This window comes from Crocosphaera chwakensis CCY0110, assembly GCF_000169335.1.
GTDB classification, from domain to species: Bacteria; Cyanobacteriota; Cyanobacteriia; order Cyanobacteriales; family Microcystaceae; genus Crocosphaera; species Crocosphaera chwakensis.
Map to the genome: position 1 here is coordinate 1 of NZ_AAXW01000017.1, position 24825 is coordinate 24825.

The 24825-nt window shown below is 34.3% G+C and carries 26 protein-coding genes; 10 read left to right on the forward strand and 16 right to left on the reverse strand.

Features of this window, described 5'->3' with window-relative positions; genetic code table 11:
• The 4 genes from CY0110_RS12545 to CY0110_RS12560 form a co-directional block, all read left to right on the forward strand.
• A partial coding sequence (locus CY0110_RS12545) for a sensor histidine kinase (RefSeq protein WP_008275818.1) occupies positions 1-1317 on the forward strand: 1317 nt, incomplete at its 5' end.
• Between the two features lie 89 nt (positions 1318-1406).
• Complete coding sequence (locus CY0110_RS12550; protein WP_008275819.1) at positions 1407-2585, forward strand: MotA/TolQ/ExbB proton channel family protein; 1179 nt, start codon at positions 1407-1409, stop codon at positions 2583-2585.
• 3 nt (positions 2586-2588) lie between these two features.
• Complete coding sequence (locus CY0110_RS12555) at positions 2589-3065, forward strand: hypothetical protein (protein WP_008275820.1); 477 nt, start codon at positions 2589-2591, stop codon at positions 3063-3065.
• Positions 3055-3756: a hypothetical protein gene (locus tag CY0110_RS12560; RefSeq protein WP_008275821.1), complete on the forward strand. Its 702-nt coding sequence runs from the start codon at positions 3055-3057 to the stop codon at positions 3754-3756. Before CY0110_RS12555 ends, CY0110_RS12560 begins: the two co-directional genes overlap by 11 nt.
• Before the next feature lie 194 nt (positions 3757-3950).
• Here CY0110_RS12560 and CY0110_RS12565 read toward each other — a convergent pair whose 3' ends face one another.
• The 6 genes from CY0110_RS12565 to CY0110_RS12590 form a co-directional block, all read right to left on the reverse strand.
• On the reverse strand, positions 3951-6059 hold the full coding sequence (locus CY0110_RS12565; RefSeq protein ID WP_008275823.1) for a hydantoinase/oxoprolinase family protein: 2109 nt from the start codon (positions 6057-6059) through the stop codon (positions 3951-3953).
• Positions 6060-6086: 27 nt separating this feature from the next.
• Complete coding sequence (locus CY0110_RS12570; protein WP_008275824.1) at positions 6087-7901, reverse strand: ABC transporter ATP-binding protein; 1815 nt, start codon at positions 7899-7901, stop codon at positions 6087-6089.
• Positions 7902-8224: 323 nt separating this feature from the next.
• Positions 8225-8563, reverse strand: a complete 339-nt coding sequence (locus tag CY0110_RS12575; RefSeq protein ID WP_008275825.1) for a hypothetical protein — start codon at positions 8561-8563, stop codon at positions 8225-8227.
• Between the two features lie 112 nt (positions 8564-8675).
• Positions 8676-9188 carry a Spy/CpxP family protein refolding chaperone gene (locus CY0110_RS12580; protein WP_008275826.1) on the reverse strand — a complete coding sequence of 171 codons (513 nt, stop codon included), beginning with the start codon at positions 9186-9188 and terminating at the stop codon, positions 8676-8678.
• A 45-nt stretch (positions 9189-9233) separates the two neighbouring features.
• Positions 9234-9638, reverse strand: coding sequence for a hypothetical protein (locus CY0110_RS12585; RefSeq protein WP_008275827.1), 405 nt, complete (start codon positions 9636-9638; stop codon positions 9234-9236).
• Positions 9638-10204 carry a sigma-70 family RNA polymerase sigma factor gene (locus CY0110_RS12590; protein ID WP_008275828.1) on the reverse strand — a complete coding sequence of 189 codons (567 nt, stop codon included), beginning with the start codon at positions 10202-10204 and terminating at the stop codon, positions 9638-9640. Before CY0110_RS12590 ends, CY0110_RS12585 begins: the two co-directional genes overlap by 1 nt.
• A gap of 137 nt (positions 10205-10341) precedes the next feature.
• Between CY0110_RS12590 and recJ the strand changes: the two genes are divergently transcribed.
• The 5 genes from recJ to CY0110_RS12615 all read left to right on the forward strand — a co-directional run bounded on the left by recJ (position 10342) and on the right by CY0110_RS12615 (position 16509).
• Entirely contained in the window at positions 10342-12684 is a 2343-nt protein-coding gene (gene recJ, locus CY0110_RS12595) for a single-stranded-DNA-specific exonuclease RecJ (protein WP_008275829.1), read from the forward strand.
• A 33-nt stretch (positions 12685-12717) separates the two neighbouring features.
• On the forward strand, positions 12718-13167 hold the full coding sequence (locus tag CY0110_RS12600; RefSeq protein WP_008275830.1) for a hypothetical protein: 450 nt from the start codon (positions 12718-12720) through the stop codon (positions 13165-13167).
• A gap of 349 nt (positions 13168-13516) precedes the next feature.
• Positions 13517-14092, forward strand: a complete 576-nt coding sequence (locus CY0110_RS12605) for a L,D-transpeptidase (RefSeq protein ID WP_008275831.1) — start codon at positions 13517-13519, stop codon at positions 14090-14092.
• Positions 14093-14266: 174 nt separating this feature from the next.
• Positions 14267-14965, forward strand: a complete 699-nt coding sequence (locus CY0110_RS12610; protein WP_008275832.1) for a Mo-dependent nitrogenase C-terminal domain-containing protein — start codon at positions 14267-14269, stop codon at positions 14963-14965.
• Between the two features lie 113 nt (positions 14966-15078).
• Positions 15079-16509, forward strand: coding sequence for an FAD-binding domain-containing protein (locus tag CY0110_RS12615; RefSeq protein ID WP_008275833.1), 1431 nt, complete (start codon positions 15079-15081; stop codon positions 16507-16509).
• Positions 16510-16512: 3 nt separating this feature from the next.
• Here CY0110_RS12615 and CY0110_RS12620 read toward each other — a convergent pair whose 3' ends face one another.
• The 5 genes from CY0110_RS12620 to CY0110_RS12635 form a co-directional block, all read right to left on the reverse strand.
• Entirely contained in the window at positions 16513-16842 is a 330-nt protein-coding gene (locus tag CY0110_RS12620) for a hypothetical protein (protein ID WP_008275834.1), read from the reverse strand.
• 118 nt (positions 16843-16960) lie between these two features.
• Positions 16961-17308, reverse strand: a complete 348-nt coding sequence (locus CY0110_RS29255) for a ribonuclease toxin HepT-like protein (protein WP_332306402.1) — start codon at positions 17306-17308, stop codon at positions 16961-16963.
• A gap of 12 nt (positions 17309-17320) precedes the next feature.
• Entirely contained in the window at positions 17321-17446 is a 126-nt protein-coding gene (locus CY0110_RS31380) for a hypothetical protein (RefSeq protein ID WP_008275836.1), read from the reverse strand.
• The gene (locus tag CY0110_RS12630; protein ID WP_008275837.1) at positions 17443-17817 is read right to left on the reverse strand and encodes a nucleotidyltransferase family protein; all 375 of its coding nucleotides are present in this window, start codon (positions 17815-17817) and stop codon (positions 17443-17445) included. Before CY0110_RS12630 ends, CY0110_RS31380 begins: the two co-directional genes overlap by 4 nt.
• A 145-nt stretch (positions 17818-17962) precedes the next feature.
• The gene (locus CY0110_RS12635) at positions 17963-18979 is read right to left on the reverse strand and encodes an AIPR family protein (protein WP_008275838.1); all 1017 of its coding nucleotides are present in this window, start codon (positions 18977-18979) and stop codon (positions 17963-17965) included.
• 45 nt (positions 18980-19024) lie between these two features.
• On the opposite strand from CY0110_RS12635, the gene CY0110_RS29260 reads away from it, so the two are divergent.
• A protein-coding gene (locus CY0110_RS29260) for an IS630 family transposase (RefSeq protein WP_085961785.1) occupies positions 19025-19973 on the forward strand; the annotation gives its coding sequence in 2 pieces (ribosomal slippage) (positions 19025-19365 and positions 19364-19973; 951 coding nt in all).
• A gap of 12 nt (positions 19974-19985) precedes the next feature.
• On the opposite strand, the gene CY0110_RS12650 is transcribed toward CY0110_RS29260, so the two are convergent.
• The 5 genes from CY0110_RS12650 to carB form a co-directional block, all read right to left on the reverse strand.
• The gene (locus tag CY0110_RS12650) at positions 19986-20744 is read right to left on the reverse strand and encodes a hypothetical protein (RefSeq protein WP_008275839.1); all 759 of its coding nucleotides are present in this window, start codon (positions 20742-20744) and stop codon (positions 19986-19988) included.
• A 121-nt stretch (positions 20745-20865) separates the two neighbouring features.
• A complete protein-coding gene (locus CY0110_RS12655; RefSeq protein WP_008275840.1) occupies positions 20866-21054 on the reverse strand; it encodes a hypothetical protein in 189 nt (62 codons plus the stop codon).
• Between the two features lie 7 nt (positions 21055-21061).
• On the reverse strand, positions 21062-21259 hold the full coding sequence (locus tag CY0110_RS12660; protein ID WP_008275841.1) for a DUF6887 family protein: 198 nt from the start codon (positions 21257-21259) through the stop codon (positions 21062-21064).
• Positions 21256-21435 carry a DUF6888 family protein gene (locus tag CY0110_RS31650; RefSeq protein WP_008275842.1) on the reverse strand — a complete coding sequence of 60 codons (180 nt, stop codon included), beginning with the start codon at positions 21433-21435 and terminating at the stop codon, positions 21256-21258. Before CY0110_RS31650 ends, CY0110_RS12660 begins: the two co-directional genes overlap by 4 nt.
• A gap of 74 nt (positions 21436-21509) precedes the next feature.
• The gene (carB, locus tag CY0110_RS12665) at positions 21510-24755 is read right to left on the reverse strand and encodes a carbamoyl-phosphate synthase large subunit (RefSeq protein WP_008275843.1); all 3246 of its coding nucleotides are present in this window, start codon (positions 24753-24755) and stop codon (positions 21510-21512) included.
• Between the last annotated feature and the right edge of the window lie 70 nt (positions 24756-24825).

Below are 24825 nucleotides of genomic sequence, written 5' to 3' on the forward strand. Positions count from 1 at the left end.
AGTGGCGTGGTACTTTGGATTAGTTGGCAGATGCAAAGTATTTTGGTTGTCACCCATAAAAATAATACACGCTACATTGCAGATCGTTTTCCTTCTGATGTAGAAATCTATAGTGATATGGTTTCAGTAGAAGAGGGAACCCAAAAAGCCATTGATAACCTGTCTAACCCTCAAACTTTACTATGGGTAAAAACCCCTCAAGGCAATATTTTGGCCCAGTCTCAAGCTCTACAAATGGGGATGACAGGAAGTAATTTAGTCTCATTAACTGATATTCCGCCACAACCAGAATTACAAAAGGTTAATAATCGTTATTGGTTGTTATGTTCGACAAAGTTGGTGGTAAAAGGGGTTAATCTTGGACAGTTTTATCTTGCTCAAGATATTACCAAAGATCAAATGATGTTTTGGCGTGTGATGCGTAGTCTATTAATGATTAGTGTCATTGCAACTATTCTGATGACAATGGCGATCGCTTGGTACATCCAAACTTCTTTGACACCCCTAAAGCGCATGAGTCAGATGACAAAAGATATTGCGCCGGAAACGTTAGGAAAAGTACAACTTGAATTAGAAAATGCCCCAAGTGAGGTAAAAGAATTAGCCCAAACCCTACAAACTACTTTAACTCGTCTTTCTAACGCTTGGGAAGATCAACGTCAGTTAGTTAGCAATGTTTCCCACGAGTTACGCACCCCCTTAACGGTGGTTTCTGGCTATTTGCAAAGTACCTTACGACGGGGTAATAATTTAACGGATATCCAACGAGAAGCCTTAGAAACTGCTTCATCCGAGGCTGATCGCACAGTTCAATTATTACAGGATTTATTAGATTTAGCTAGGGCTGAACATGGAGGGATGTATTTTAACCTCGAAACCATTTTCCTCAATGAGTTATTAACAGAAATTGAAGGGATGGTGTATCAATATCCGATTTCTGTAAACCTTTCTCTTCCTAATGAATTGATCAAAGTAAAAGGGGATAAAAATCGTCTTAAACAAGTGTTTTTAAACTTAATTGACAATGCAGTTAAATACTCCCATTCTTCTGAGCCAATTCTGATTAAATTGACTCAGAATAAACAACAGGCAAAAATAGAAGTGTGCGATCGCGGTGTAGGTATTCCTTTAGCAGACCAAACTCGCATTTTTGAGCGATTTTATCGAGTAGATGAAGCCAGAAGTCGTAATGTTGGGGGAACCGGACTCGGTTTATCTATCGTCAAAACGTTAGTAGAAGGGATGGGGGGAACCATTAACGTTATCTCTCAACCCAATCAAGGCACAATCTTCACCATTCTGTTACCCTTGTTTTAAGTTCGGAGTTCAGGGTCATTATTCTTTGAGCTATGATAACTTTAAATAATGCTTGACTACCTGATCTCTATTTTCATAATTAATCGAGGATGAATACAACAACCAAAGAAACCAATCAATATCTATTATTATCAGGGGATGCTGAACGGAAAAAATTAGAAATTAATTTCTGGTTAGTTTCTCTGATAGCGTTATTGTTATTTATTGCGATTTATACTCTGACTTTATTATTCTTAAGAACTACTTTTATTGGAGTTCTTTTATACGAGAGGGGATTTACTCAATTTTTAGTCATTTATTTAGCTTGTTTTGTGGTTTCGTTGACAGTTCTTAAACTGATTAAGTTACAACAAGAAACTTTAGCATTGCGTCGTTCTTGGGTTCCCCAAACTGTTACCTTTGATAATCCGCGATCGCGGGATTTACTTACATTACAAAATAATTTAACCAAACATAATCAACTCTTACCCATTCGTTGTAGTCGCATTTTATCGGCTTATATTCAATCAGGAAGTCGTAAAGTTGCCTCAGAATTAGCCCTCGATGATTCTACATTTTACTTAAGTGCTTCTGATTCTTCTTATAGTTTTCCCCGTGTCCTAGTTTGGGCAATTCCGTTATTAGGATTTATCGGTACTGTTATCGGTATTAGTCAAGCAGTAAATGGATTTTCTAGTTTCCTAGAACAAGCAGGGGAAATTGAACAAATTAAAGAAGGAATTGGCACAGTAACCAGTGGTTTAGCAGTGGCATTTGATACGACCCTGTTAGCTTTATTATTAAGTGTTTTAGTAATGATTCCCTTAGTTTTAGTAGAAAGAATGGAATCTCGCTTACTGCTAAGAATTGATATTTACGTCAATGATTTAGTTTTACCTCGTCTCAAAGAAAAGAGTGAAAACCTAGATTATAATGGTATTAATCAATCTATTCGTCAAGCATTTCAAGACTATTTACCGAATCCTGAAGCCTTAATTAAACCGGCAGAAATCTATGCACAACAAGCAGCCGAAACCTTTTCTCAAAGCTTTATTTTAGAAATTGAAAAACTACAAAAATTAAGTGGTCATCTCATCGAACAAATTGAACAGATTAATAACATGAGTATCGAAGAAAAAAGTAAATTTCTTGAAACTTTGGATCAACAATTAAATGTTAATCGAGAACTTTCTCAGTCTATGATTACAGAAATTAAACACATTCAACCGATCTTGGAAAAATTAAGTAAACCTCGTTTAATTACCTTTACTGACTCAGAAGAACTTTAATCTATGCGTCGTCGTTCTTTTTCTAAAAATTCCTTAGAAGTCGAATTATTTCCCTTTCTCTCTATTTTAGCCTGTACCATTGGTACACTGATTTTATTAATCATTGTTTTAACCACTCAACTCTTAAAAAATGAACGGGAAATTACCATTATTGCTAAACAAGAAACCACAGGAGAAAATCAAGGTAAAATACCGAAATATATAGAATGTAGACAAGATGGTGTTTTATTACATCCGAGTCAAGTATTTGTTCCGAAATCTGAAATTGATAATCGGCGATCGCCTTTAAATCAACTAATTCAGGAGGTACAAAAAAACAAAGATAAACAGTATTTAATTGTTGTCCTTCGTCCTCAAGGAATTGATGTCTTTCAACAAGTTAGAGACATAGTAGAAGAAAGGGGAATCGATATTGGATATGAACCCATTGATCAAGATTGGAAATTAAAAATAGAAGAAGCAAAAAACAATGAGAACTAGAAGATATCGTAAGCTAAATTCACCCAGTCAAAACCTAGATTCTTTTTTGGATATTCTCACTAATACCGTCGGGGTATTAATGTTTATTAGTTTATTTATTACCGTTGTCGCAGTAGAATCAAGTACCATTGTTACAACACCTTTAGTGTCTAATACCGAGAAAAAACCACGCTTTTTTGAAGTTAGAAATAACAAAATCTCTTATCTTAATGACGAAGAAGTAGATCGTCAAATTGCCCTTTTAATGAAAAATTTACCTGAATGTTCTGTTCCTGAACTTCCCACAAACTTAGATAGTTATACTTATCAATTTTATCTCAATCGTCTTCAAGAATATGAAAATTGCCGAGCGCAAACGATTCAGAGTTTTCAACAATTTAAAGGACAAACTGAACATTATAAAGTAACATTTTATGACCTCGATGCACTCATTTATGAACCCTTAACCCCTGACACAAGAGAATCTTATAAAACTATCGCTCAAACCGATTCAAACTTTAACAAAACCTTAGAAAACTTTGATCCAAAAACAGATTATTTAGCGTTTCTGGTTCGTCCTGATAGTTTTTCTGCATTTAGAACAGCGAGAAAACAAGCATGGAAAGCTGGTTATAATGTAGGTTGGGAACCATTAAAAGAAGAAACTCCCATTGTTTTTGGTTCTAATGGAAGAAGTGTTGGAGTACAGTAAAATTCTTAGAAATTAACTCTAGAACAAACGAATCAAGCAATTATTAGTAACTATTATGATTCGAGGATTAGAAAAAATCTACAGTTTTGAAGAATATTATCAAAATAATGATGAATCAGACAATCGGTATGAATTAATTGATGGAAAGTTAACATTATAAAATAAAGTAACTAAAACAATCAAGAAATAAGGAATCACACTGCATGAGTATCCTTACTAAGAATCAAATGATTATACTGCGTTAATTTTGCATTCCAATGAGGTTCAACCATAATAGTGCTAATTTTTTCAACAATAATTGCGGGGCCTTGAATACTATCTTGAGGTTCTAAGTCTTCTCGATTAAAAATTGGTGTATATTGCCATTTATTGTTTGTAAAAACCTGAACTATTTCTATGGGTTTCGGTAACTCATCCAGAGGACGAATACGAGTCAGTAAAGGTTCATCAGGACTATCCATAATTTGAATAATCTCAACTGAAATAGATTCTATAATCAGAATTTTTTGCGGTTGAATAAAACCATATCTTAATTGATGTTCTTCTTCAAAACTTTTCTGCATTACTGTAACATCTTCAGCAAAGTCGACTAATAAATTTGAATCAGTTCCTTGATATTTTAAACTTACTTTAGAGACAATTTTTTCTCCTTTCATTGATTCCTGTTCATCAAGTTCCTTTTTTGCTTCATTTTTTAACTGTTTAATTACTTGTTTTAATTCAGCCATTACCTCTTGATTTAATATTTTTTCCATGACACTTTCTTTGATGACTCTAATATCAGCTAATCCCATTCCATAAGCACTTAAACCACCAGCATAAGGATGAAGAAATACGGTTTTAATTCCTAATGTATCAGCAATTAAACAAGCAACTTGACCCCCTGCACCTCCAAAGGTACATAACGCATAATGCGTGACATCATAACCCCGTTGTAAGCTAATTTTCTTAATCGCATTCGCCATACTTTCTACAGCGATTTTAATAAAGCCGGCTGCTATTTTTTCAGGACAATTTTTCTGTTTTGTAGTTTTATCAATTTCTTGAGAAACTTTTATAAATTTGTGATTAACTATCTCTTTATCTAAGGGTAAATTACCCTCTTTTCCGAAAATGTAGGGAAAATATTCAGGTCGTATTTTTCCTAACATTACATTAGCATCTGTTACAGTTAAAGGTCCACCCCGACGGTAACAAGCCGGTCCAGGGTTAGCACCTGCGGATTCCGGCCCTACTTTAAAACTAGCACCATCGAAGCATAAAATTGAACCCCCGCCGGCTGCAACGGTGTGAATACTTAATACTGGAACTCGCATTCTTGCACCAGCTATTTCATTATCCAGTTGTCGTTCATATTCCCCTTTAAAATGAGCAACATCTGTGGAAGTTCCTCCCATATCAAAAGTAATAATCTCTTTAAAACCTGCTCTTAAACTGGTTTGAACTGCCCCAACAATTCCACCAGCAGGGCCGGATAAAATACTATCTTTTCCTTGAAATTTATGGGCATCAATTAACCCTCCATCTGATTTCATAAACATTAATTTTGTGTTAGGTAGTTGACTAGAAACTTGATTAACATAGCGTCTTAAAATGGGAGATAAATAAGCATCAACTACTGTTGTATCTCCCCTAGAAATCAGTTTCATTAAAGGACTAACTTGATGAGATATTGACATCTGAATAAAGCCGATATTTTTAGCTATTTCTGCTACTTTATTTTCATGATCTGGATATCGATAACTGTGCATAAAAACAATGGCACAACTTCTTATCCCTTGGTTATAAACTTCTTGTAAATCTTCTCTTACTTTGTTTACATTAACGGGAATTAGTTCATTGCCATTACTATCATATCTTTCGTCTATTTCAATAACTGATTCATACAACATTGAGGGTAAAATGATTTGTCGAGCGAATATATTAGGACGGTTTTGATAACCAATTCTAAGGGCATCTTTAAACCCTTTTGTGATTAATAAAACTGTGCGATCGCCCTTTCTTTCTAGTAACGCATTGGTAGCAACTGTTGTCCCCATTTTCACCACTTCTATTGTTTCAGTTGGGATAGCTTCATTATCAGTAAGACACAGTATATCCCTAATACCTTGAATGACAGCATCTTCATATCTTTCAGGGTTTTCTGAGAGTAATTTATAGACAATTATCCACTTATTTTTAGGTAAAGCTACAATTAAAAACTGTTCTTTTTTGTTGGATAAGTTATTGATAATTTCTGTATCGACAATAACGGCAACGATATCAGTAAAAGTTCCACCACGGTCTACAAAAAATTTATTCATTGTCCTAATTGATTCTATAGTTAATAGTTAAGATAATTCTCCTGTTTCTTGCAACGAATGTAAACGATGATAAATTCCTTGATGATTTAAGAGTTGTTGATGATTTCCCACTTCAATAATTTTTCCCTTATCGAGAACAACAATTTTATCAGCTTCTCGGACGGTACTTAAACGATGAGCAATAATAATAGTAGTTCTTGTGCCTAAAATAGATGACATGGCTAATTGAATTAATCTTTCAGATTCATAGTCTAAACTAGACGTAGCCTCATCGAAAATCAATACATCAGGGTCAACAATTAATGCTCTAGCAATACCAATTCTTTGCCGTTGTCCCCCTGATAGACGCACTCCTCTTTCTCCGACAATGGTATAGTAACCTTGAGGAAACTGATTAATAAATTCATCAACTCTAGCAATTTCGCAGGCTTTTTCTACTGCTTCAAAACTAACTGCTCTATTACCATAGGTTAAATTATCTAAGAGGGTTCCATTAAATATTTCCACCTCTTGGTGAACCATTGCTAGTCTCTGACGATATTGAACAATATCTAAGGTTTGAATATCTTTGCCATCGATGAAAATTTGTCCTTGAGTAGATTTAAAATAACGTAATAATAGTTTGATTAATGTGGATTTTCCTGACCCAGATTTTCCCACGATTGCCACAGTTTCACAGGGATGAATTAACAAGTTGATATTGTTTAAAACCCAATGGTTTTCGTGGTAAGCAAAGGATAAGTTATGAAAATGTATTTTTCCTGTAAATTGATAGGCTTTATGATTAATAGATTTTTGGGTTAAAATAGCTGCATCTTCTCCTGATGGAGTCTGTAGAAACTCATAAAATCGAGAAATAGAACTATAACGACGGGCAAAAATTTCGGCTAGTTGAGTAATGGGATCTAATTCTGCATAAGCCATACTAGAAATAGTAATTAGAGTAATAAAATGGCCTAAGGAAATATGACCTTGTACTGTAATGATCAAACTATACACAAGAATTAAAAATACTGAGGATTGAATGACAGTTTTTTGCCAAGTTACTAATTTTACATATCCTGTGTGAATGCGAAATAATACATATTTAAACTCTCTATTCAATCTATTATCTTGTCGTTCTAATTCTCTTCTTTCGGTAGCAAATGCTTTAACTGTCTTGATATTTGTAATCAGTTCTGAACTAAAACTCTGGGTATTCTCGCTATGTTTATCTAATAGTTCCTCTTGTTTAAGAATTTTGTTTAAATGTTTAATGCTGAAGAACAAAATGAGAGTAAAGGAAATGAGAAAAATGAGAGCTATTTTCCATTCAATCAATAAAATAATTACAAAAATACCAAAAACTCTAATAATTTTTGGCAATAGTTCCCCTGCAATTTCGGGATAAGTCCATAACTGGTTTTCCACTCCTTTAGCAATACGATTGGTAATCCTTCCAGGGTTATATTCATCATAAAAAGATAATGGTAGAGTCAGAATTTTTCTAACGGTATTTTTTAACTGTTCTCGGCGAACTTTTAAGGCAATTTCCCAGTGAAACCAATCCGTTAACCAAGGTTGAATAGGAGAACGAATTACTGTTACTAAAAAGATAATTCCTAATAAAATTCCTAAAGAAAATAGCTGATTATTAGGAAGATTAGTAATTTTTGCTAGAGAATTAACTAAATTTTGTAAAATGCCATCTAACGGTTGATAAGACAGAACATTTATCATTTGTCCTGTGATATAAGGAACCATCAAATCAAGGATTTCTAAAGCTCCAGAGGCTAAAATGCTATAAACAGCAATATGCTTATAATTATGATAGGATTTTAGTAAATCTTTCCAAGATATCATTGTTTTTACTATTGTTATTTATCTTTGAAAAGTTATAATTAATCAGTTCGTTTTTTTATTTTAACACAATTGTAGTAAATTATGTTGCAAATCTCAATAGTTGATGGGAGGTTTAAATTTACGTGATCCTTAACTGACAAAAATGCAAAAGTTTGCTTTTTACGGATAATAGTGTTATTTTCAGTGAGAGTAAGAATTGAGAAAAATTGAAGATGGAAACACAGAAATTATTAAATAATAAGTTTAAAGATATTCTTCTAATTCTAAACGATACAATAGATCAATAAATTATTGATTTTTTCAGTTAGCTTTACTTAAGTTTGCTATTTTTCTAATTGATTCATACGTTTTTCTAAGTCCATTACTCTTTCTTTTAATTCTATAACTAAGGTCGATAACCGTTCAAATAATGGATCACTCCGTCCAACTAATTCACCGTCAACTATCTGGGGTGAAGGATTATAATCAGGGATATTATAGTTATTATTAGAATCTTGTCGTAAGTTAGTAATTGCACTTTCTAAACGACTAACTCTTGCTCTCAAGCGATTGATATCTCCTCGTAAACGATTTTCAACACTAGCTGAAACCGGGTTAATTTGTTTTATTAAAATGATCAATAGTAAGATAATTAAGATTGATAATAGTTGAATTTTTCTCATTATTTTGAATTAGTTCTTTACTGACTATAAAGTTTAGGTACTATATTCAGCATAATAGGCCAAGATAATATATTTTATCTTGGTCTTTTAAAAGGTTTAATTATATTAAACTTTAAGGCATTTCTTCTATATTGGGGCGTTTTCTCCCTCCTGTTTGACGACGTTGCTGTAAAAATTGAGCGAATTGCTGACGTTGTTCTGTTGTTAAAACTTGACGCATTTCTAACATACTTTCAAACCGTATGTTTCCCATTTCCTGACGAAGGTCAATAATTTCTTGATGCTTGCGTTTTAGGTCACTTTCTGATGTATTTCCTTGCATCATTTGACTTAATTCTTGACCCTGTGTCCGCATTTGTGTTTTTAACTGTTCCATTTGAGGACGATATTTTTCTCTAATGTTTCTCAGTTGCTGCATTTGCTCATCACTAAGATTTAATTTTTGTTGGAATTGTTCTCCTCTGTCTCTTCTACTGGGTTGATTTCCGTTCTGTTGAGCTAAAATTTTAGTCTCAGAAAGTAACACCGATGAAGGGGGTTCTTGAGGAGAGTTAGCTAAGGCCATGGTTCCGCCAATACCTAAGGTCAAAACGGATACAATTAAAGTAAATTCTTTAGAAATCATAGTGGCTCTTACTTGTTAAGTAATAATAAATTATGTGATCAAATATCAAGGCTGAGAGATTAAATATTGATGACCAACATCATCAACAGAAATCCATTGATAATAAACCGATTGATTCTCGGTTTCCCAAGGAGATGTATCAGTGGTTTCTTCCCAAGTATTGATCATAAAATTTTCTATTTCTGCTGTTTCTATGCTTTGAGATTGCTTGACAAATTGTTCGTATTCAGAGGGTTTCATCAGATTAGAAATTCCCCAAACTGCCAATAAACCAGCAGTAATGAAGCTAGGAATTAACCAACGTAATCGATAGGTTTTTCGATGTTGAGATTCCTGAGAAATCCTCAGACAAATTTGTTTTTCTAAAGCAGAATCTTCTGGAGGAGGTGAGGGACGATATTCTTGCAGAAAGGAGATTAATTCTCGATCATCTTTTGGGAATTGAGACATTATAAAGCTCCTTGTTGTTTCAAAAACTTACGCATTTGATTTCGGGCATAAAATAAACGAGATTTGACCGTACCTAGGGGTAATTCTAAAATACTAGCAACTTCTTTTTGCGGAACATCTTCTAAGTCGTGTAACACTAAAACAGCCCGATGATCTAAACTTAAAGTCTGTAACCCTTGTTGCACTAAATCTTGATAATGAAGTCGCATCAAGTCTGGTGTATCTTCTGGACGAGATGGCATAATATTTAAAATTGTACCATCATCATTTAAAGACAAATTTTGGGCAAATTTCCGTCGTTTGTCCGTGGCAACATTCCAGGTAATACGATACAACCAAGTGGAAAAGTAGGACGGTTCACGTAGTTTTGGTAAACTTTTCCAAACTCTCAGAAATACCTCTTGCACTAAGTCATCAAGCATTTCACTCCCACATAATTGATAGAGAGTCGCTCTTACCCGTTGTTGGTAGCGTCGGTACAGTTGTTTAAAGGAAAGGGTATCCCCTTGCTGACAGCGACGCACTAAGTCTGTTTCTATTGTATTGGCAGCATTTTCTGCTAACACGGTTACGCTCACTCTATCACTGAATTCTCCTCTTTAGACTAGGTACGTTCTCAAAAGGTTCAATTTAATTTTTAGTGCTAGAATAAATAAGCATGATAGTCAAAATAAAACTAATTTGTCATTAAAAACAGTTATTAATGAATAATATTCAGTCTCAATGGCAAGTTTTACCTGTTATTTCTTTACCTTCTTGGTTTGTTGATTTTGTTAATAGTTATTGTGCCAATTCTCAGGGAATTTATGCTGCTCAACTATTATGGCATAGAGGGATTCAAACCCCAGAGCAATTAAAAGGTTTTTTAGATCCTAACTCTTATCGTCCCTTGAGTCCTTTTGAATTTGGTTATGAAATGAAATTGGCAACTCAACGCCTAGAAGTTGCTATGAATAATCAAGAAAGAGTAACCATCTGGGGTGATTTTGATGCAGATGGTGTTACAGCTACCAGTGTTTTATGGGAAGGGTTAGGTCAATTTTTTGACCCTCATCTCCAGCTTAATTATTATATACCAAATCGGGCTACAGAGTCCCACGGTTTAAATATTCCAGGCATTAATAAATTAGCACAAGAAGGAACAAAATTAATTGTTACTTGTGACACCGGTAGCACTAATTTAGAAGAAATTAATTATGCTAATTCTCTAGGAATTGATATCATTGTGACTGATCATCATACTTTACCTGATGAACGCCCTGATGTGGTTTCTATTATTAATCCTCGCTATTTTTCTGAAGATCATCCTTTATTTTCTTTGTCAGGGGTTGCGGTAGCTTATAAATTAGTTGAAGCGTTATATTTAAGCTTTCCAGAAATTCCCGAAAGTCCTTTAGAAAATTTATTAGATTTAGTAGCAATTGGTTTAATTGCTGATTTAGTTGAATTAAAAGGAGACTGTCGTTATTTAGCACAGCAAGGGTTAAAAAAGTTACAACAACAGTTAAAAAATACCACCCGTCCAGGGATTGCTCACTTACTCAACTTATGCAAAAGAGGAGGCGATCGCCCGACGGATATTTCTTTCGGGATTGGGCCTAGAATTAATGCCATTAGTCGCATTCAAGGGGATGCTCATTTTGCCGTTGAATTATTGACCAGTAAAGATGAGAAACGCTGTTATAAACTAGCTTTAGAAACAGAATTAGCCAATACCCGCCGTAAGTCTTTGCAAAAGGATATTAAAAAAGATGTTGAAAAAAAATTACAAATGTTAGACTTATCTACCACTCAAGTTATTGTCTTAGAAGATTCACAATGGCAAAGTGGTGTATTAGGATTAGTTGCGGGTCAAATTGCTCAAGAATATGGTCGTCCTACCATTTTATTAACGACGGCTGAAACAGAAAATATGAGTAAAAATGAGATAAAATTAGCTAGAGGTTCAGCTCGTTCTGTTTATAATATTGATTTGTATAACTTAGTCGCTTCTCAACGAGATTTATTATATAAATTTGGTGGACATCCTTTTGCAGCAGGATTAAGTTTAGCCGTTGAAAACTTATCATTATTTAGAGAAAGTATCAATCGAAAACTGAGACAGGAAGTTATCGATGTTAATACCTTAAGTGCTACTATTCAAGCAGATTTAGTGGTAACAGTTTCTCAACTTGGTCAATCTTTATTTAGAGAATTAAAATTATTAGAACCCTATGGAATGGGAAACCCTGTCCCTAGATTATTAATTCAGAATTGTTGGTTTGAAACGTTAGGAAATCAAAATATTAGAGATGCTAAAAATAATAAAATTAAATACATAAAAACAAAGTTTAATATTTATGATCATTCTGTTGATGAGGGTTTTCCTGGGATTTGGTGGGAACATTATCAAGAAGAATTACCCCAAGGCAAAGATAAACGATGTGATGCTATTGTTGAACTAGATTATAATACCTATGGAAAGGGACGTTATGAAGTACGTTTAATTGAAATCAGAGAAAGCTTAAACTCTGAGGCTCATCAGTCATTACAAACCAGTCAAATTACTTTAATTGATTATAGAAATCAAGATAAAGTTAACGAGAGTTACTTAGAAGTTGAAACATTAAATAGTTGTCCTGTGAGTTGGAATGAATTATATAAAAAGTATCAAAAAAGTATTAATAATCAACATAATTTAGCGTTGAACTACTCTTATGATAAGCAATTTAATTCATCAGAAATTATTAAACAATTAATTGGGATTGCTAAATATATTAACCGAACTCAGAAAATAATAACAAAAGAAGAATTAAAAGAAAAATTATGGTTAAGCGATCGCAGTCTTAATTTAGCTTTAGATTTTTTAGGAAAAATTGGATTTTTAATCAGCGAAGACAAAGAAACAATTCAAATAAAAAACATAACTCATCCATCAGAATATTATCACCTCTCGCAACAAAAATTATTAGATACCCTAAAAGAAGAACATTTCAAAAGAAAATATTTTACTCAAGTCCCTGTCGAAACCTTACAAAAGTTATTGATGTACGAAAGTGTAAAATAATAATAGAAACGATTAACTTCAATATTGAAAAAGATGAAGATCAATATTAATTTTTCCAATCAAAAATTAGTTAGATTGGAGTCTAGTTTTTATAATATTAGTTTCGGAATCAATTGGGAATGTGAAAAAATATATTATCCCGATCAGAATTGGTCTGATTTAGGAATTGCGGTTTTAGGTTGTTGGATAGGAACAGTTCAGGAACTTATAAAAGGAAAAAATGAAGCAGAATTTATTTTTTTAGATGGTCCTTATTTTTTAGCTGCTAAATATAATAAAAAAAGTGGCATATTGCAACTAACTCCTGAAGGTTTAGACATTAAGTGTCAAATAAAGTTATCTGATTTTATTGATAAGTTAATCATTGCTATAGAACAAGTTCATCAAGAATTAAAGCAAAGAAATATTAGAGAAAAAGAACAAATGTCTCTAGAAAAAGGAATAAATATTCTCAAAGACTCTTTAAAGCAACTTGAATTTTAAAATTTCTATCTAAGGGACTAGATACTAAGTAATAGATAGGTTTTATTAAAAATACGAAAAAATACGCAAAACTAAATACTTCCTATTTCATAAGTATGAGAAATACTATCGATGTAATTTTCAAGAGGATTGACGATAATAAATATAAAGTTTAAGATAAGTAAAGAAGTTTGAAATTATATAAATTAACTGTTGCTGTATTTGAAGAAGAATTGAGAAAAACTAACTCTTAAGAGAGTCCTAATTTTGAATAACCCTTGATAAAAGCACTTCTAGAATACAGGTAACTTATCTTACTCTTCTTTTTTTTCCACTTAAACATTTTTCGTTTTTACTCGAATTGACTACCATGAAATTCACTCTTTCTTTACTCACACTCACCTTTATTAGCGGAAGTATACTATTACCTATTGAGGGGATTAATAAACAAGCGATCGCCTCTGAAGGAACACCCCCCGCAACCCCTTCGACAGAATTACCCGTTACCCTTCCTCTAGAAGAAGCAGCCATTGTTACCCCCGAAGAAACCATTGAAACCTTAGCCACACGGGTAGTTCTCAACCTCAAAGAACGCAAAGTTTACGTTTATCAAGACGATCAAGTTATTGCTAATTATCCTGTAGCGATCGGTAAACCGGGATGGGAAACCCCCAGAGGTGAATTTTCTGTCATTCAAATGGTAGAAGACCCCCAATGGAAAAACCCTTGGAATGGTCGCGTTAGTGCAGCCGGTCCAAATAGTCCCCTAGGAGAACGTTGGATTGGTTTTTGGAGAGAAGGGGGCAAATACATCGGATTTCACGGAACCCCAGGAGAACACGTTATGGGACAAGCGGTTTCTCATGGTTGCGTTAGAATGCGGAACCAAGATGTTAAAGCATTATATGAATTAGTGCAAACAGGAATTCCCGTGATTGTTCAATAAGCTACTTAGGTTAGTCCAAAGAAAAAGTTACACTCAAGAAAGAGGGGCATAAACTTCTAGCAGTCAAAGCAGAGGAAATGGATATGAGTAGTAATCGTTAACCTTTGCTTTTTGCCTAACCAGAAGCATTATGTTCCTTATGACTAACCTAAAAAAGTTGACTATAAAATTCTTATGGCAAGTGTAGCGAAATCTCCGTACACCAAAAAACAAATTTCTGCTTGGTTAAGAGGGTTACTTACCCTTGCTTGGTGTGATGGCAACTATGATCCCCAAGAACAGAAGTTAATCGCAGATTTAACAAAAGATTTAGCCATCGACGATGAAGAGGTTGTTCTCTATAAGTCCATCGAACCTGAAGAGTTGGCTGATATTTTGGGTCATGATCCTAATACTGGGGAAAACTTCTTACGGACTGCAGTTTTAGTGGCGATCGCCGATGGTATTTATTCAGCGTCTGAAGCTGAACTTTTACATCGTTATAGCGAAGCTTTAGGGCTAAAAATAGAGGCGTTGGAGTCTTTAGAGCATACCCTATGTGAACCCCAACAAAACCATCCTGACGCTGAAGCAATTGGAGATTCAGCCCCTTTGGTGAGTCCGCCTCAGCCTCACCCAAATTTATTACATCCTCTCAAAGACTGGTTAGATGGCATGGACATCCACGATCCCAGTTTAGCCCGATTTATTTGTAAGATGGTTCCTCCTCAATGTCCATTTGAAAGGGATATCAAGTTATTTGGTCACAAAGTGGTTCATATTCCCCCTTTATGTAAACTGAATCCTTTGTATGAACAGTTAGTTGGGTTAAGATTCCGTGCATTATGCTATTTAGCTGATGAATGTAAGGAAGATATTTCCGAGTTTACTTAGTCCTCTTTCTATGGTCAGAAATGGTAGCAGTAGGGTGGGCAATGTCTTAATAGACCTTACAATAGTTAATAGTTTGCCCACCTTATCTATCTAAAATCTTTAAACATTTATCCATGACCAATATTATAATTTTTTGGCATCGTCGTGACTTAAGAGTATCTGATAATATCGGACTTTCCCAAGCGTATCAAAAAAGTTCTAAATTAGTGGGTTTATTTTGTTTGGACTCGAATCTTTTAAACCGAGATGATATTGCACCTGCTAGAGTAAATTATATGTTAGGGTGTTTACAACATTTACAAAAAAGCTATCAAAAATTAGGCAGTCAATTATTAATTTTTCAAGGAGAACCCACCAAAATTATTCCAAAAGTTGCAGATGCTTTAAACGTTGATTGTGTTTTCTGGAATAATGATGTCGAACCCTATAGTAAAGAACGAGATAAGCAAGTAAAAGAAGCTTTAGAAGAAAAAAGTATTCAATCAAAAACTTACTGGGATCAATTATTACACGCACCTGGAGAGATTCTAACAAAAAGTAACAATGATCCTTATAAAGTTTATACTCCCTTTTGGCGCAGTTGGGTCAAAGAAGAAAAAGCTGATATTGTTGAGTCTATCGAAAAATTAGAAAGTTTAAGCGATGAAGAAATTAACACCGTTAAAGACTTAGGACTAATTGACTTACCCACTGCCAAAGACTTAGGTTATAGTTGGGATGCACCTTTACTTTTAGAACCAGGAGAAACTGCAGCCAAAGAACAACTTAATTACTTTTCTGATAATGCAATTTACAGTTATCAAGAACAAAGAAATTTACCTGCAATAGACGCAACTTCTAAACTTAGTCCAGCATTCAAATTCGGTATTATCGGTATTCGTGAGGTTTGGCAAGCAACTGTAGAAGCTTATGAAAATACCCGAAGTGATGAAGCAAGGGAAAATATACAAACCTGGCAACAAGAAATCGCTTGGCGAGAATTTTATCAACACTGTTTATACTTTTTCCCTGAGTTAGCAGAAGGTCCTTATCGAGACGAATTTAAAGAATTTCCTTGGGATAATAATGAACAACATTTTCAAGCTTGGTGTGAAGGAAAAACCGGTTATCCTATCGTTGATGCTGCCATGAGACAGTTAAATGAAACGGGATGGATGCACAACCGATGTCGTATGATTGTCGCTAGTTTTTTGACCAAAGATTTAATTATTAATTGGCAGTGGGGAGAAAAATATTTTATGCAAAAATTAATCGATGGGGACTTATCCGCTAATAATGGGGGTTGGCAATGGAGTGCATCCAGTGGAATGGACCCGAAACCGTTACGTATTTTTAACCCTGCGAGTCAAGCACAAAAATATGACCCCGATGGGGAATATATTCGTCTATGGGTTCCTGAAATAAGTTCTCTTGATACAGAATGTTTAGTAACTGGAAAAATACCACCTTTAGAAGCGCATAGTTGCGGTTATCCTCAGCCTATTGTTGATCATAAACAGCAGCAACGGGAGTTTAAAGAACGATATAAACGGATTAAAAACTAATCACTAATTATTCATACTTAAAATAACACTAACTAAAATAGCAACCGCAGCCGTTACTAAGACTCCTAATGAGACATTTAACTGCTGTTTGTTTGCGTCTTGATAACCTTTTATTTCGCTTCTGATGGCGTTTATTTGCTCGTCGGATGACTTTTTAAAGGCTTCTAATTTTTCATCGGATGATTTTTGCATTTGAGTTATCTTTTCATCAGAAACCTGTTTATATAAATCTAGCTTTTCTGAATAAAATTCTAATTTCTCAGCTAACATCTTATCATTATTTTCTAAGATAGTTAGTTTGTCGATAATGGTTTGAAACTCTCTTTCTGTCATTTTTTTGTTCTCAAATATAAACTTACTACCTCTAGTCTAACTCATAAATTTAATTATTCATAAATTCAGGAACCTTAGTCTATATATATTGGTATCAAGTCAATTCTAAAATAATTTTTTATTTTTCAGTGATCGCTTTTAAGATTTGAACAAAGTCTAATAATTCGTTTTTGACGTTAGTAAAACATTTATCTAAACTATTAATTAATGGTTCAACTCTAGTTATCTCGAATTCAAAACCATAGATATTTCTAACCACATGACGAAATCTTCTATATTCATCAAGTTGTTCAATCGTTATTTTTGAAAAAATCTGAGGACGTAAATTGTCTATTTTGTCTCCCATTTGATTTAGTAATTCTCTATGCCAATTTTTCCCTGATGGTATCGTTTGATCAACTGTTGTTGCTATTTGAGTCAATACTCTTTCTAAACCTGTATAAAAATCATGAAGACTTAAAGCAATAGAATCTAAAAATCAGTCTTGGTTTTCTGAATTATCATTAATTGCATTGATTCCTCTTTTAACACGGTTTACTACTTTTTCTAATTCAATTAATTCTTGCTTAATTCTTTCTGCTAATACTTTATAAGGATAATTCATAATATAATACCATCTTTTTCTATATTTGCTTTTAATTTTTTACTGCAAGTTTCTATATCAACTAAATTAATTTCAATATCTTGATCTAAATCTTTTACTGTTTCCATTGCGCGAAACGTATCTTGAGGAGAAAGTCCCCAAGCAGCAATATCAATATCTGACCAAAGGGTGAAATAATTTTCACGAATAAGGGAACCAAATACAACAACTTTATTAACTTTAAACTGTTTTTTTAATAGGTTAGCTGCTTGTTTAGCTAATATCCAAGCTTTTTCTTGTCTTAATTGTCTTTCTTTTGCGGTTTTTTGCCAGTTTTTTTGTGCAGTTTGACGATATTTAATAATATCTTCGGGGGTGACTTGATTAATCATATTTTTCGAGTGTCATTACTAAATGTTAGATTATATCATTTATTCCCTAACCAGTTTCCTTGTTCATCATAATTAAGCGATCGCTCATATTTTACTACATTCCACACCATATCAAATATATATTTCATTACTGTTGGTGTGCTTTTTAATTATTGGCCTTTTCAATTATCTCTTCAAAATATTTTTTAGGTTTATTTGATCTAAAAAATGAAGCATGAGAATATTTGTTTTCTGATTGCTTTTTTTCTTTTTCTATGATTTTTTCAAGATATTCAATTGCTTTTGGATAAAGTTCCCAAATTTTTTCAATATGACTAAAAGCAAGATTGATTGCTTGTTGTTGCGCTAACTCACCAATAATATGTAAAATATAATAAGAAGCATATATAATATAGGATTTTTCACTAAATTTTTTTGGATCATTAATTATAGTTTTTTTTGTTTCTTGCTTTTGTAATTCAATTTTTTCAAAAAGTTGATAACTGAGTAAAATTTTATCCGCAGTAATCTCATCATTAAATACTTCATCATATTTATCTCCAAAAATAAATCTTTTTCTATTTTTTGCTTCATAGGGTAATTGATTATAAAAAGCCATTAAAGTTTGACCTACTTTTTCAGCATCTAATCGAAGTTGTCGAGATTTATTACTATGTTGATTTCTTTTTCTTTCATAAAAATATCCCTTTACTAATAGCTCTTTTTCAAGTTTTTGTTGAATATAATCTACTGATCTAACATCTCTGCTTTTAACAGGATTTTGACTATTTGTGTATTCTGCTATTTTCTTACTTAATTCTAAGTCTTGTGTTTCATAAATTCTACATAAAAGTTCGACATTTTCAAATTTACTTGAGTCTTTAAAAAAAGCTTCATACAAAGCATGAATTGTTTGACTTCCATTAACTACCTGTATTTTTTGTAATTCAATAATTGGGGATCTTCTTTTTGAATAGCTCAGATGATTACAGGTAATTGTGATTCCATTATTATAGTAAAAAAAGTTTTCATTATCTTCAGATATAGCTGTTTCAACAATGCTTCTATTAATTTTAGATTTTTTGTCATATACTCTCACATTATCTTCAAAAACATCTTCTAAAATTTTATAATTTTTCAAATTTTCGTATCCTTTATCATCTATAGCATTTCCCTGACTCATGAGGTACATTATAGATTGTAATATCTATTACTGATGTACTAAAAAATGAAGCCTTATTCTATAGACTTTAGAGAAAAAATCATAGAAGTGTGGAAAAAAGAAAACCTCTCTATCAGGAATCTAGCTAAGCGTTTTGGAGTAGCGAAAAGCTTTATTCAAAAATTGCTTAAACAATATCAACAAACTGGAGATATTAGACCTTTACCGCAAGGAGGAAGCCCATCTCCTAAGCTTAATAGTGAGCAATTGGTTATTTTAGTGGAAATCATGGAAAAAAATAATGATGCAACTCTCGAAGAATTATGTGAGTTACTCTATAAAGAAACAGGAGTGCAAGTCAAAAAAACCACAATGGGAAGAATCAGCCAAAGATTGAATTATAGTGTCAAAAAAAACTTTATATGCACCTGAAAAAGACAATGAAAAAGTCCATCAAAAAAGAGTGAAGTTTTGGGAAACCATTCGAGATGTAAAGACAAATAATTTAATTTTTATAGACGAATCAGGAGTGAATTTAGCAATGCTGAGACTATACGCTAGGTCGCTAAAAGGCACGAGAGCTAGGGGAGAAAAACCCCAGAAGCGAGGCAAAAATATTTCTATTATTAGTGCATTATCCTTAGATAAAGTTCTGGCAACAAAGAATATTTACGGGTCAGTAGACGGAATTACATTTGAAGCTTTTATCCTCACAGAATTAGTACCAAAGCTATGGAAAGATGCTTGTGTTGTTATGGATAATGCTAGAATTCATCTGGGAGAAATGGTCAAAGAATCTATTGAAAAAGTCGGGGCTAATGTAATTTACCTACCTCCTTATTCTCCTGAATTTTCTCCGATTGAAAATTTCTGGTCAAAAGTCAAAGCTATTTTGAGAAAAATCAAAGCAAGAAACTATAAAGACCTAATAGAAGGTATTACATCAGCTATGTTACAAGTTACCAAACAAGATATTCGTAACTGGTTTACTCATTGCTGCTACTGTACCTCATGACTATGGGAATTGCTATAAATCAGTAGCATTCCTAATATCTTCATTATCAAGAACGATTCTAATCAAATCTTTAGCATCAATTTCAAAAATTAATGCTCTTACGTTACCTCCTGTTTTTTCAAAATATCGTTGATCTATTCCCATAATTTTTGCATTAATTTCTTTTTTGGTTGATGAAGTAACCAAATCTATTAATTCAGGTAGCAAATGATATTGAACATCAAAATTAGAATATTTTTCGATTTCTCTTTGAAATCTTTTTTCTTCATTTGGTTCAAATATCTTGTAAAAATTTCCACAAATATGAAGAACAAAATTTGGGTTTTGTGTTTCAAAAATTTTCCATATTTCTTTACACTTAGAATAGAGGATTGGATTAACATCTTCATTAAGATATTCATCTTTAGACATTAAGGACTTAACAAAGGATAGAATTTTATCGATTTCTACAGAAGGATAGTGATTTTTCGTCTTTTCAAATTTTGAAGTGTACTTAAAATTAAAGAAATGGACTGTAATAGTTGATTCACTATCATCAATATATATGGCATCTATCCCTCTATCATGTCCACCTAATTGATGATTTGTTTTAAGAAAATTAGTATCTGTAATTGAGTCCTTTATTTCATCTTCATTTAATTCTAAAATATAATCCATGACGAAAAAATAAAAGGCATTAGATAGAGTATCAAATTCCAAATCTTCCTTAATTTTAGTAACATAACTATTAATTAGAGAAAAGTCTTGAATACTTGGTGTAATTTGACTCATATTGTCTATTTTTAAACTTTTAAATTTGTTCTTGTTGATAAGCTGATAAAATTGAAGTAATTAAAGAAGAATAATCAATTCCTTGACTTTCAGAATCACTTCTTAATCAGTTCATTAATTCTTAATCTAAAGATACTAATACTTCAGTTTTATCTTTATTTCTTGGAGATACTTTAGTAGCTTTTGACCAAACTTCTAGATCGGTTTCAGGTGCATCAGAAAAGTCAATTTCATGAACAGAAATTGCTCTTATTTGTGCTAACTCTTCATAAAAAGGTTGATAGGGATCTGATAATTTACGAATAACCATAATTATTTTAGTTTTGTTTTTCTTTTAAATGATTAGTAACAACTTTATCAATTTCTTGGGGAGAAAGAGAATTAGAATATACTTTAGTAGAAGGATTAGATTTTAAACGATCCACATAAATATAAAACGCTTCTTTGTCTTCTTGATGCGTAATCACATATTGACGTAATTCCTCTTTATTCATGTTATGAAAATCTGGTTTCATGTTAAAAACTCCCAATCTCCATTACGATTAATTAATATCTGAATATCATTACCTGCCAAAATAAATAATTGACCGTCTCTTTCGTCAAGACGTACTAAATAAATTGGCTGATAAGTATTGGTTAAGGACTGAGATAAATAAATACATTTTTGTCCCTGTTCATTGGTGGGTAAAATTTATCTTATCTCCTCTCCTTGATGATAGCTTAATGATATAACAAAAAGGTGGGCATTGCCCACCCTACAAAATGTTAGGAAATATAGTCTTGCAAGGCTTTAACTTCCAAGGGTTCTGTCTGTAAAGAACGAATGGCTGCGACGGTTGCTTTTGCTCCTGCTATTGTCGTAATAATGGGCAATTTATAGTCTAATGCAGTGCGTCGAATCTTACGACCATCAATTTGAGAATCTTCTCCACTGGGGGTATTAATAATAAATTGAATCTGTTTATTTTTGATCCAATCTATCACATGAGGACGACCTTCATGGAGTTTTAAAACCACGTCTATTCCCTCGATTCCGTTCTCTTCTAACACTTTTTGAGTTCCAGAAGTTGCCACCACTTTAAACCCTAAATCAAGCAAATCTTTAACCACAGGAACCGTTAAAACTTTGTCCCGATCGCTCATAGAAACAAACACCGTTCCACTGGTAGCTAAATCAACACCGGCTGCAATTTCTGCTTTTGCAAATGCCTTACCAAAGTCTTCATCTATCCCCATTACTTCACCGGTTGACCGCATTTCTGGCCCTAATAAAGTATCGGCACCAGGGAATTTTTGGAAGGGTAAAACCGCCTCTTTAACCGCAATATGACGGGGAACAAATTCCTCTGTTATTCCTAACTCTTCTAAGGTTTTTCCTGACATTACCAAAGAGGCAATTTTTGCTAAGGGACGACCAGTTGCTTTAGAAACATAGGGAACCGTTCGAGACGCGCGGGGGTTCGCTTCTAAAATGTAAACTTGTTCCCCTTGAACTGCGTATTGAATGTTCATCAAACCGACAACTTTTAAACTATTTGCTAACGCAGCCGTCCAAGTCCGAATAGTCTCAATAACGCTGTTAGAAAGAGTAGTAAACGGAACCGAACAAGCAGAGTCTCCAGAGTGGACCCCTGCTTGTTCAATATGTTCCATAATGCCACCAATAACTACTTTTCCGGTGGTGTCACACAATGCGTCTACATCCACTTCGATCGCATTTTCTAAGAACTTATCAATCAAAATAGGATGATCCGGTTCCACTTGTACCGCATAGGTCATGTAGCGTTCTAACTCTTCATCAGAATAAACGATCTCCATAGCACGTCCTCCCAATACATAAGAAGGCCGTACCACCACAGGATACCCAATACGAGAAGAAACTCTTAAAGACTCCTCATAGCTCCGAGAAATGCCGTTAGGAGGCTGTTTAATATCGAGATCGTGTAAAATCTTTTCAAACCGTTCTCGGTCCTCTGCGGTGTCAATAGAGTCCGGTGAGGTTCCCCATATCTTGGTTTGTACGGGACATTCCGAACTGTCGAGGTATGTCTGCAATGGCACTGCAAGTTTCAAGGGAGTTTGACCACCAAACTGAATAATAACCCCCACTGGGTTCTCTGTTTCAATGATGTTTAAGACATCTTCTTTGGTCAATGGTTCAAAATAGAGGCGATCGCTGGTATCGTAGTCAGTAGAAACGGTTTCCGGGTTGGAGTTAACCATGATCGTTTCAAACCCGGCCTCACTCAAAGAAAAGGACGCATGACAACAACAATAGTCAAACTCGATCCCCTGTCCAATGCGGTTGGGACCTCCTCCTAAAATCATCACTTTCTTTTTATCGGTGACAGTAACTTCTGTTTCAGAGGGTTCGTAGGTGGAATAATAATAAGGGGTGTATGCTTCAAATTCGGCTGCGCAAGTATCTACTACCTTATACACAGGAATGATTCCTAAACTTTTACGATAGTTTCTCACTTCGTCTTCAGTGGTTTTCGTCGCAAACGCTATCTGGCGATCGCTGAACCCTTTTTGTTTAATGACGCGCATATCAGACGCATCAATATCCTTTAACTTGGTTTGTTTAAGGACTTTTTCGGTGTCGATGAGGTCTTCTAACTTATCCAAAAACCAGATATCGATCGCCGTTAACTCATGGACTTCTTCTGCTGTCATCCCTAATCGCATGGCATGATAAATACTGTAAACGCGATCGGGGTTAGGAGTGCGTAAACTAGATCGAACTTGGGATAAAGAGGGTAACGTTTCTTGTTTGTCGCATCCAAACCCATAACGACCGGTTTCGAGGGATCTTAAAGCTTTTTGAAACGACTCTTGAAATGTGCGTCCAATGGCCATTGCTTCCCCCACAGACTTCATCTGAGTGGTTAAAATAGCTTGAGATCCGGGAAACTTTTCAAAGGCAAAACGGGGTATTTTTGTTACCACATAGTCAATGGTGGGTTCAAAGGATGCAGGGGTTTGCTTGGTGATATCATTATTTATTTCATTGAGGGTGTAACCCACTGCCAATTTAGCTGCAAACTTAGCAATAGGGAACCCTGTCGCTTTCGATGCTAACGCAGAAGACCGAGAAACACGAGGGTTCATTTCAATAACGATCACTTCCCCGTTGGTGGGATTAACAGAAAATTGAATGTTAGATCCGCCGGTTTCTACGCCAATCTCCCTTATAATAGCCTGGGAATAATCTCTTAACCGTTGATACTCCTTATCTGTCAACGTTTGCGCTGGCGCAACGGTAATAGAGTCCCCAGTATGGACACCCATCGGATCAAAGTTTTCAATAGAACAGATAATGACCACATTATCCGCTAAGTCTCGCATTACCTCTAACTCGTATTCCTTCCACCCTAAGAGAGATTTTTCCACTAAAATTTGAGAGACTGGAGACGCATCAATCCCAAATTGCGCCATTTCTTCAAATTCTTCCTGGTTATAGGCAATACCCCCTCCTGTCCCTCCCAAGGTGAACGCAGGACGTATAATCAAGGGATAAGACCCGATCTCTTTGCCGATCACTTGTGCTTCTTCGAGGGTACTGGCAATACCCGAAGGACACACAGGAACCCCTATTTTTGCCATTGCATCTTTAAACAGTTCCCGATCTTCTGCCATTTCAATGGCCGGCAGTTTCGCACCAATTAATTCTACATTGTACTTATCCAAAACGCCACTTTTTGCCAAGGATACCGCAACATTTAAGGCCGTTTGTCCTCCCATTGTCGGTAATAACGCATCGGGACGTTCTTTGGCTATGACTTTTTCTACCATATCGGGGGTGAGGGGTTCGATATAGGTGCGATTAGCCATTTCTGGATCGGTCATAATAGAAGCAGGGTTAGAATTGACTAAAACTACCTCATAACCTTCTTCTCGTAGTGCTTTACAGGCTTGAGTACCAGAATAGTCGAATTCGCAAGCTTGGCCAATAACAATGGGACCTGCACCTAAAATTAAGATTTTCTTTAAGTCGTCGCGGCGTGGCATAAGCGTATTTGTAGAGTTAGATAGAATAAACCGAACTTATTGTATAGTCTGTCTTTCGATTTCTTGCTGC

Bases quoted from the DNA above. Each gene is read 5' to 3' on its own strand.
- CY0110_RS12570 (WP_008275824.1), bottom strand. From the start codon at position 7,901: ATGATATCTTGGAAAGATTTACTAAAATCCTATCATAATTATAAGCAT.
- CY0110_RS12615 (WP_008275833.1), top strand. From the start codon at position 15,079: ATGACCAATATTATAATTTTTTGGCATCGTCGTGACTTAAGAGTATCT.
- CY0110_RS12620 (WP_008275834.1), bottom strand. From the start codon at position 16,842: ATGACAGAAAGAGAGTTTCAAACCATTATCGACAAACTAACTATCTTA.
- CY0110_RS12630 (WP_008275837.1), bottom strand. From the start codon at position 17,817: ATGATTAATCAAGTCACCCCCGAAGATATTATTAAATATCGTCAAACT.
- CY0110_RS31380 (WP_008275836.1), bottom strand. From the start codon at position 17,446: ATGAATTATCCTTATAAAGTATTAGCAGAAAGAATTAAGCAAGAATTA.
- CY0110_RS12580 (WP_008275826.1), bottom strand. From the start codon at position 9,188: ATGATTTCTAAAGAATTTACTTTAATTGTATCCGTTTTGACCTTAGGT.
- CY0110_RS12550 (WP_008275819.1), top strand. From the start codon at position 1,407: ATGAATACAACAACCAAAGAAACCAATCAATATCTATTATTATCAGGG.
- carB (WP_008275843.1), bottom strand. From the start codon at position 24,755: ATGCCACGCCGCGACGACTTAAAGAAAATCTTAATTTTAGGTGCAGGT.
- CY0110_RS12600 (WP_008275830.1), top strand. From the start codon at position 12,718: ATGAAGATCAATATTAATTTTTCCAATCAAAAATTAGTTAGATTGGAG.
- CY0110_RS12635 (WP_008275838.1), bottom strand. From the start codon at position 18,979: ATGAGTCAGGGAAATGCTATAGATGATAAAGGATACGAAAATTTGAAA.
- CY0110_RS12560 (WP_008275821.1), top strand. From the start codon at position 3,055: ATGAGAACTAGAAGATATCGTAAGCTAAATTCACCCAGTCAAAACCTA.
- CY0110_RS12575 (WP_008275825.1), bottom strand. From the start codon at position 8,563: ATGAGAAAAATTCAACTATTATCAATCTTAATTATCTTACTATTGATC.
- CY0110_RS12555 (WP_008275820.1), top strand. From the start codon at position 2,589: ATGCGTCGTCGTTCTTTTTCTAAAAATTCCTTAGAAGTCGAATTATTT.
- CY0110_RS12650 (WP_008275839.1), bottom strand. From the start codon at position 20,744: ATGAGTCAAATTACACCAAGTATTCAAGACTTTTCTCTAATTAATAGT.
- CY0110_RS12585 (WP_008275827.1), bottom strand. From the start codon at position 9,638: ATGTCTCAATTCCCAAAAGATGATCGAGAATTAATCTCCTTTCTGCAA.
- recJ (WP_008275829.1), top strand. From the start codon at position 10,342: ATGAATAATATTCAGTCTCAATGGCAAGTTTTACCTGTTATTTCTTTA.
- CY0110_RS12610 (WP_008275832.1), top strand. From the start codon at position 14,267: ATGGCAAGTGTAGCGAAATCTCCGTACACCAAAAAACAAATTTCTGCT.
- CY0110_RS12565 (WP_008275823.1), bottom strand. From the start codon at position 6,059: ATGAATAAATTTTTTGTAGACCGTGGTGGAACTTTTACTGATATCGTT.
- CY0110_RS12605 (WP_008275831.1), top strand. From the start codon at position 13,517: ATGAAATTCACTCTTTCTTTACTCACACTCACCTTTATTAGCGGAAGT.
- CY0110_RS12660 (WP_008275841.1), bottom strand. From the start codon at position 21,259: ATGAAACCAGATTTTCATAACATGAATAAAGAGGAATTACGTCAATAT.
- CY0110_RS12655 (WP_008275840.1), bottom strand. From the start codon at position 21,054: ATGGTTATTCGTAAATTATCAGATCCCTATCAACCTTTTTATGAAGAG.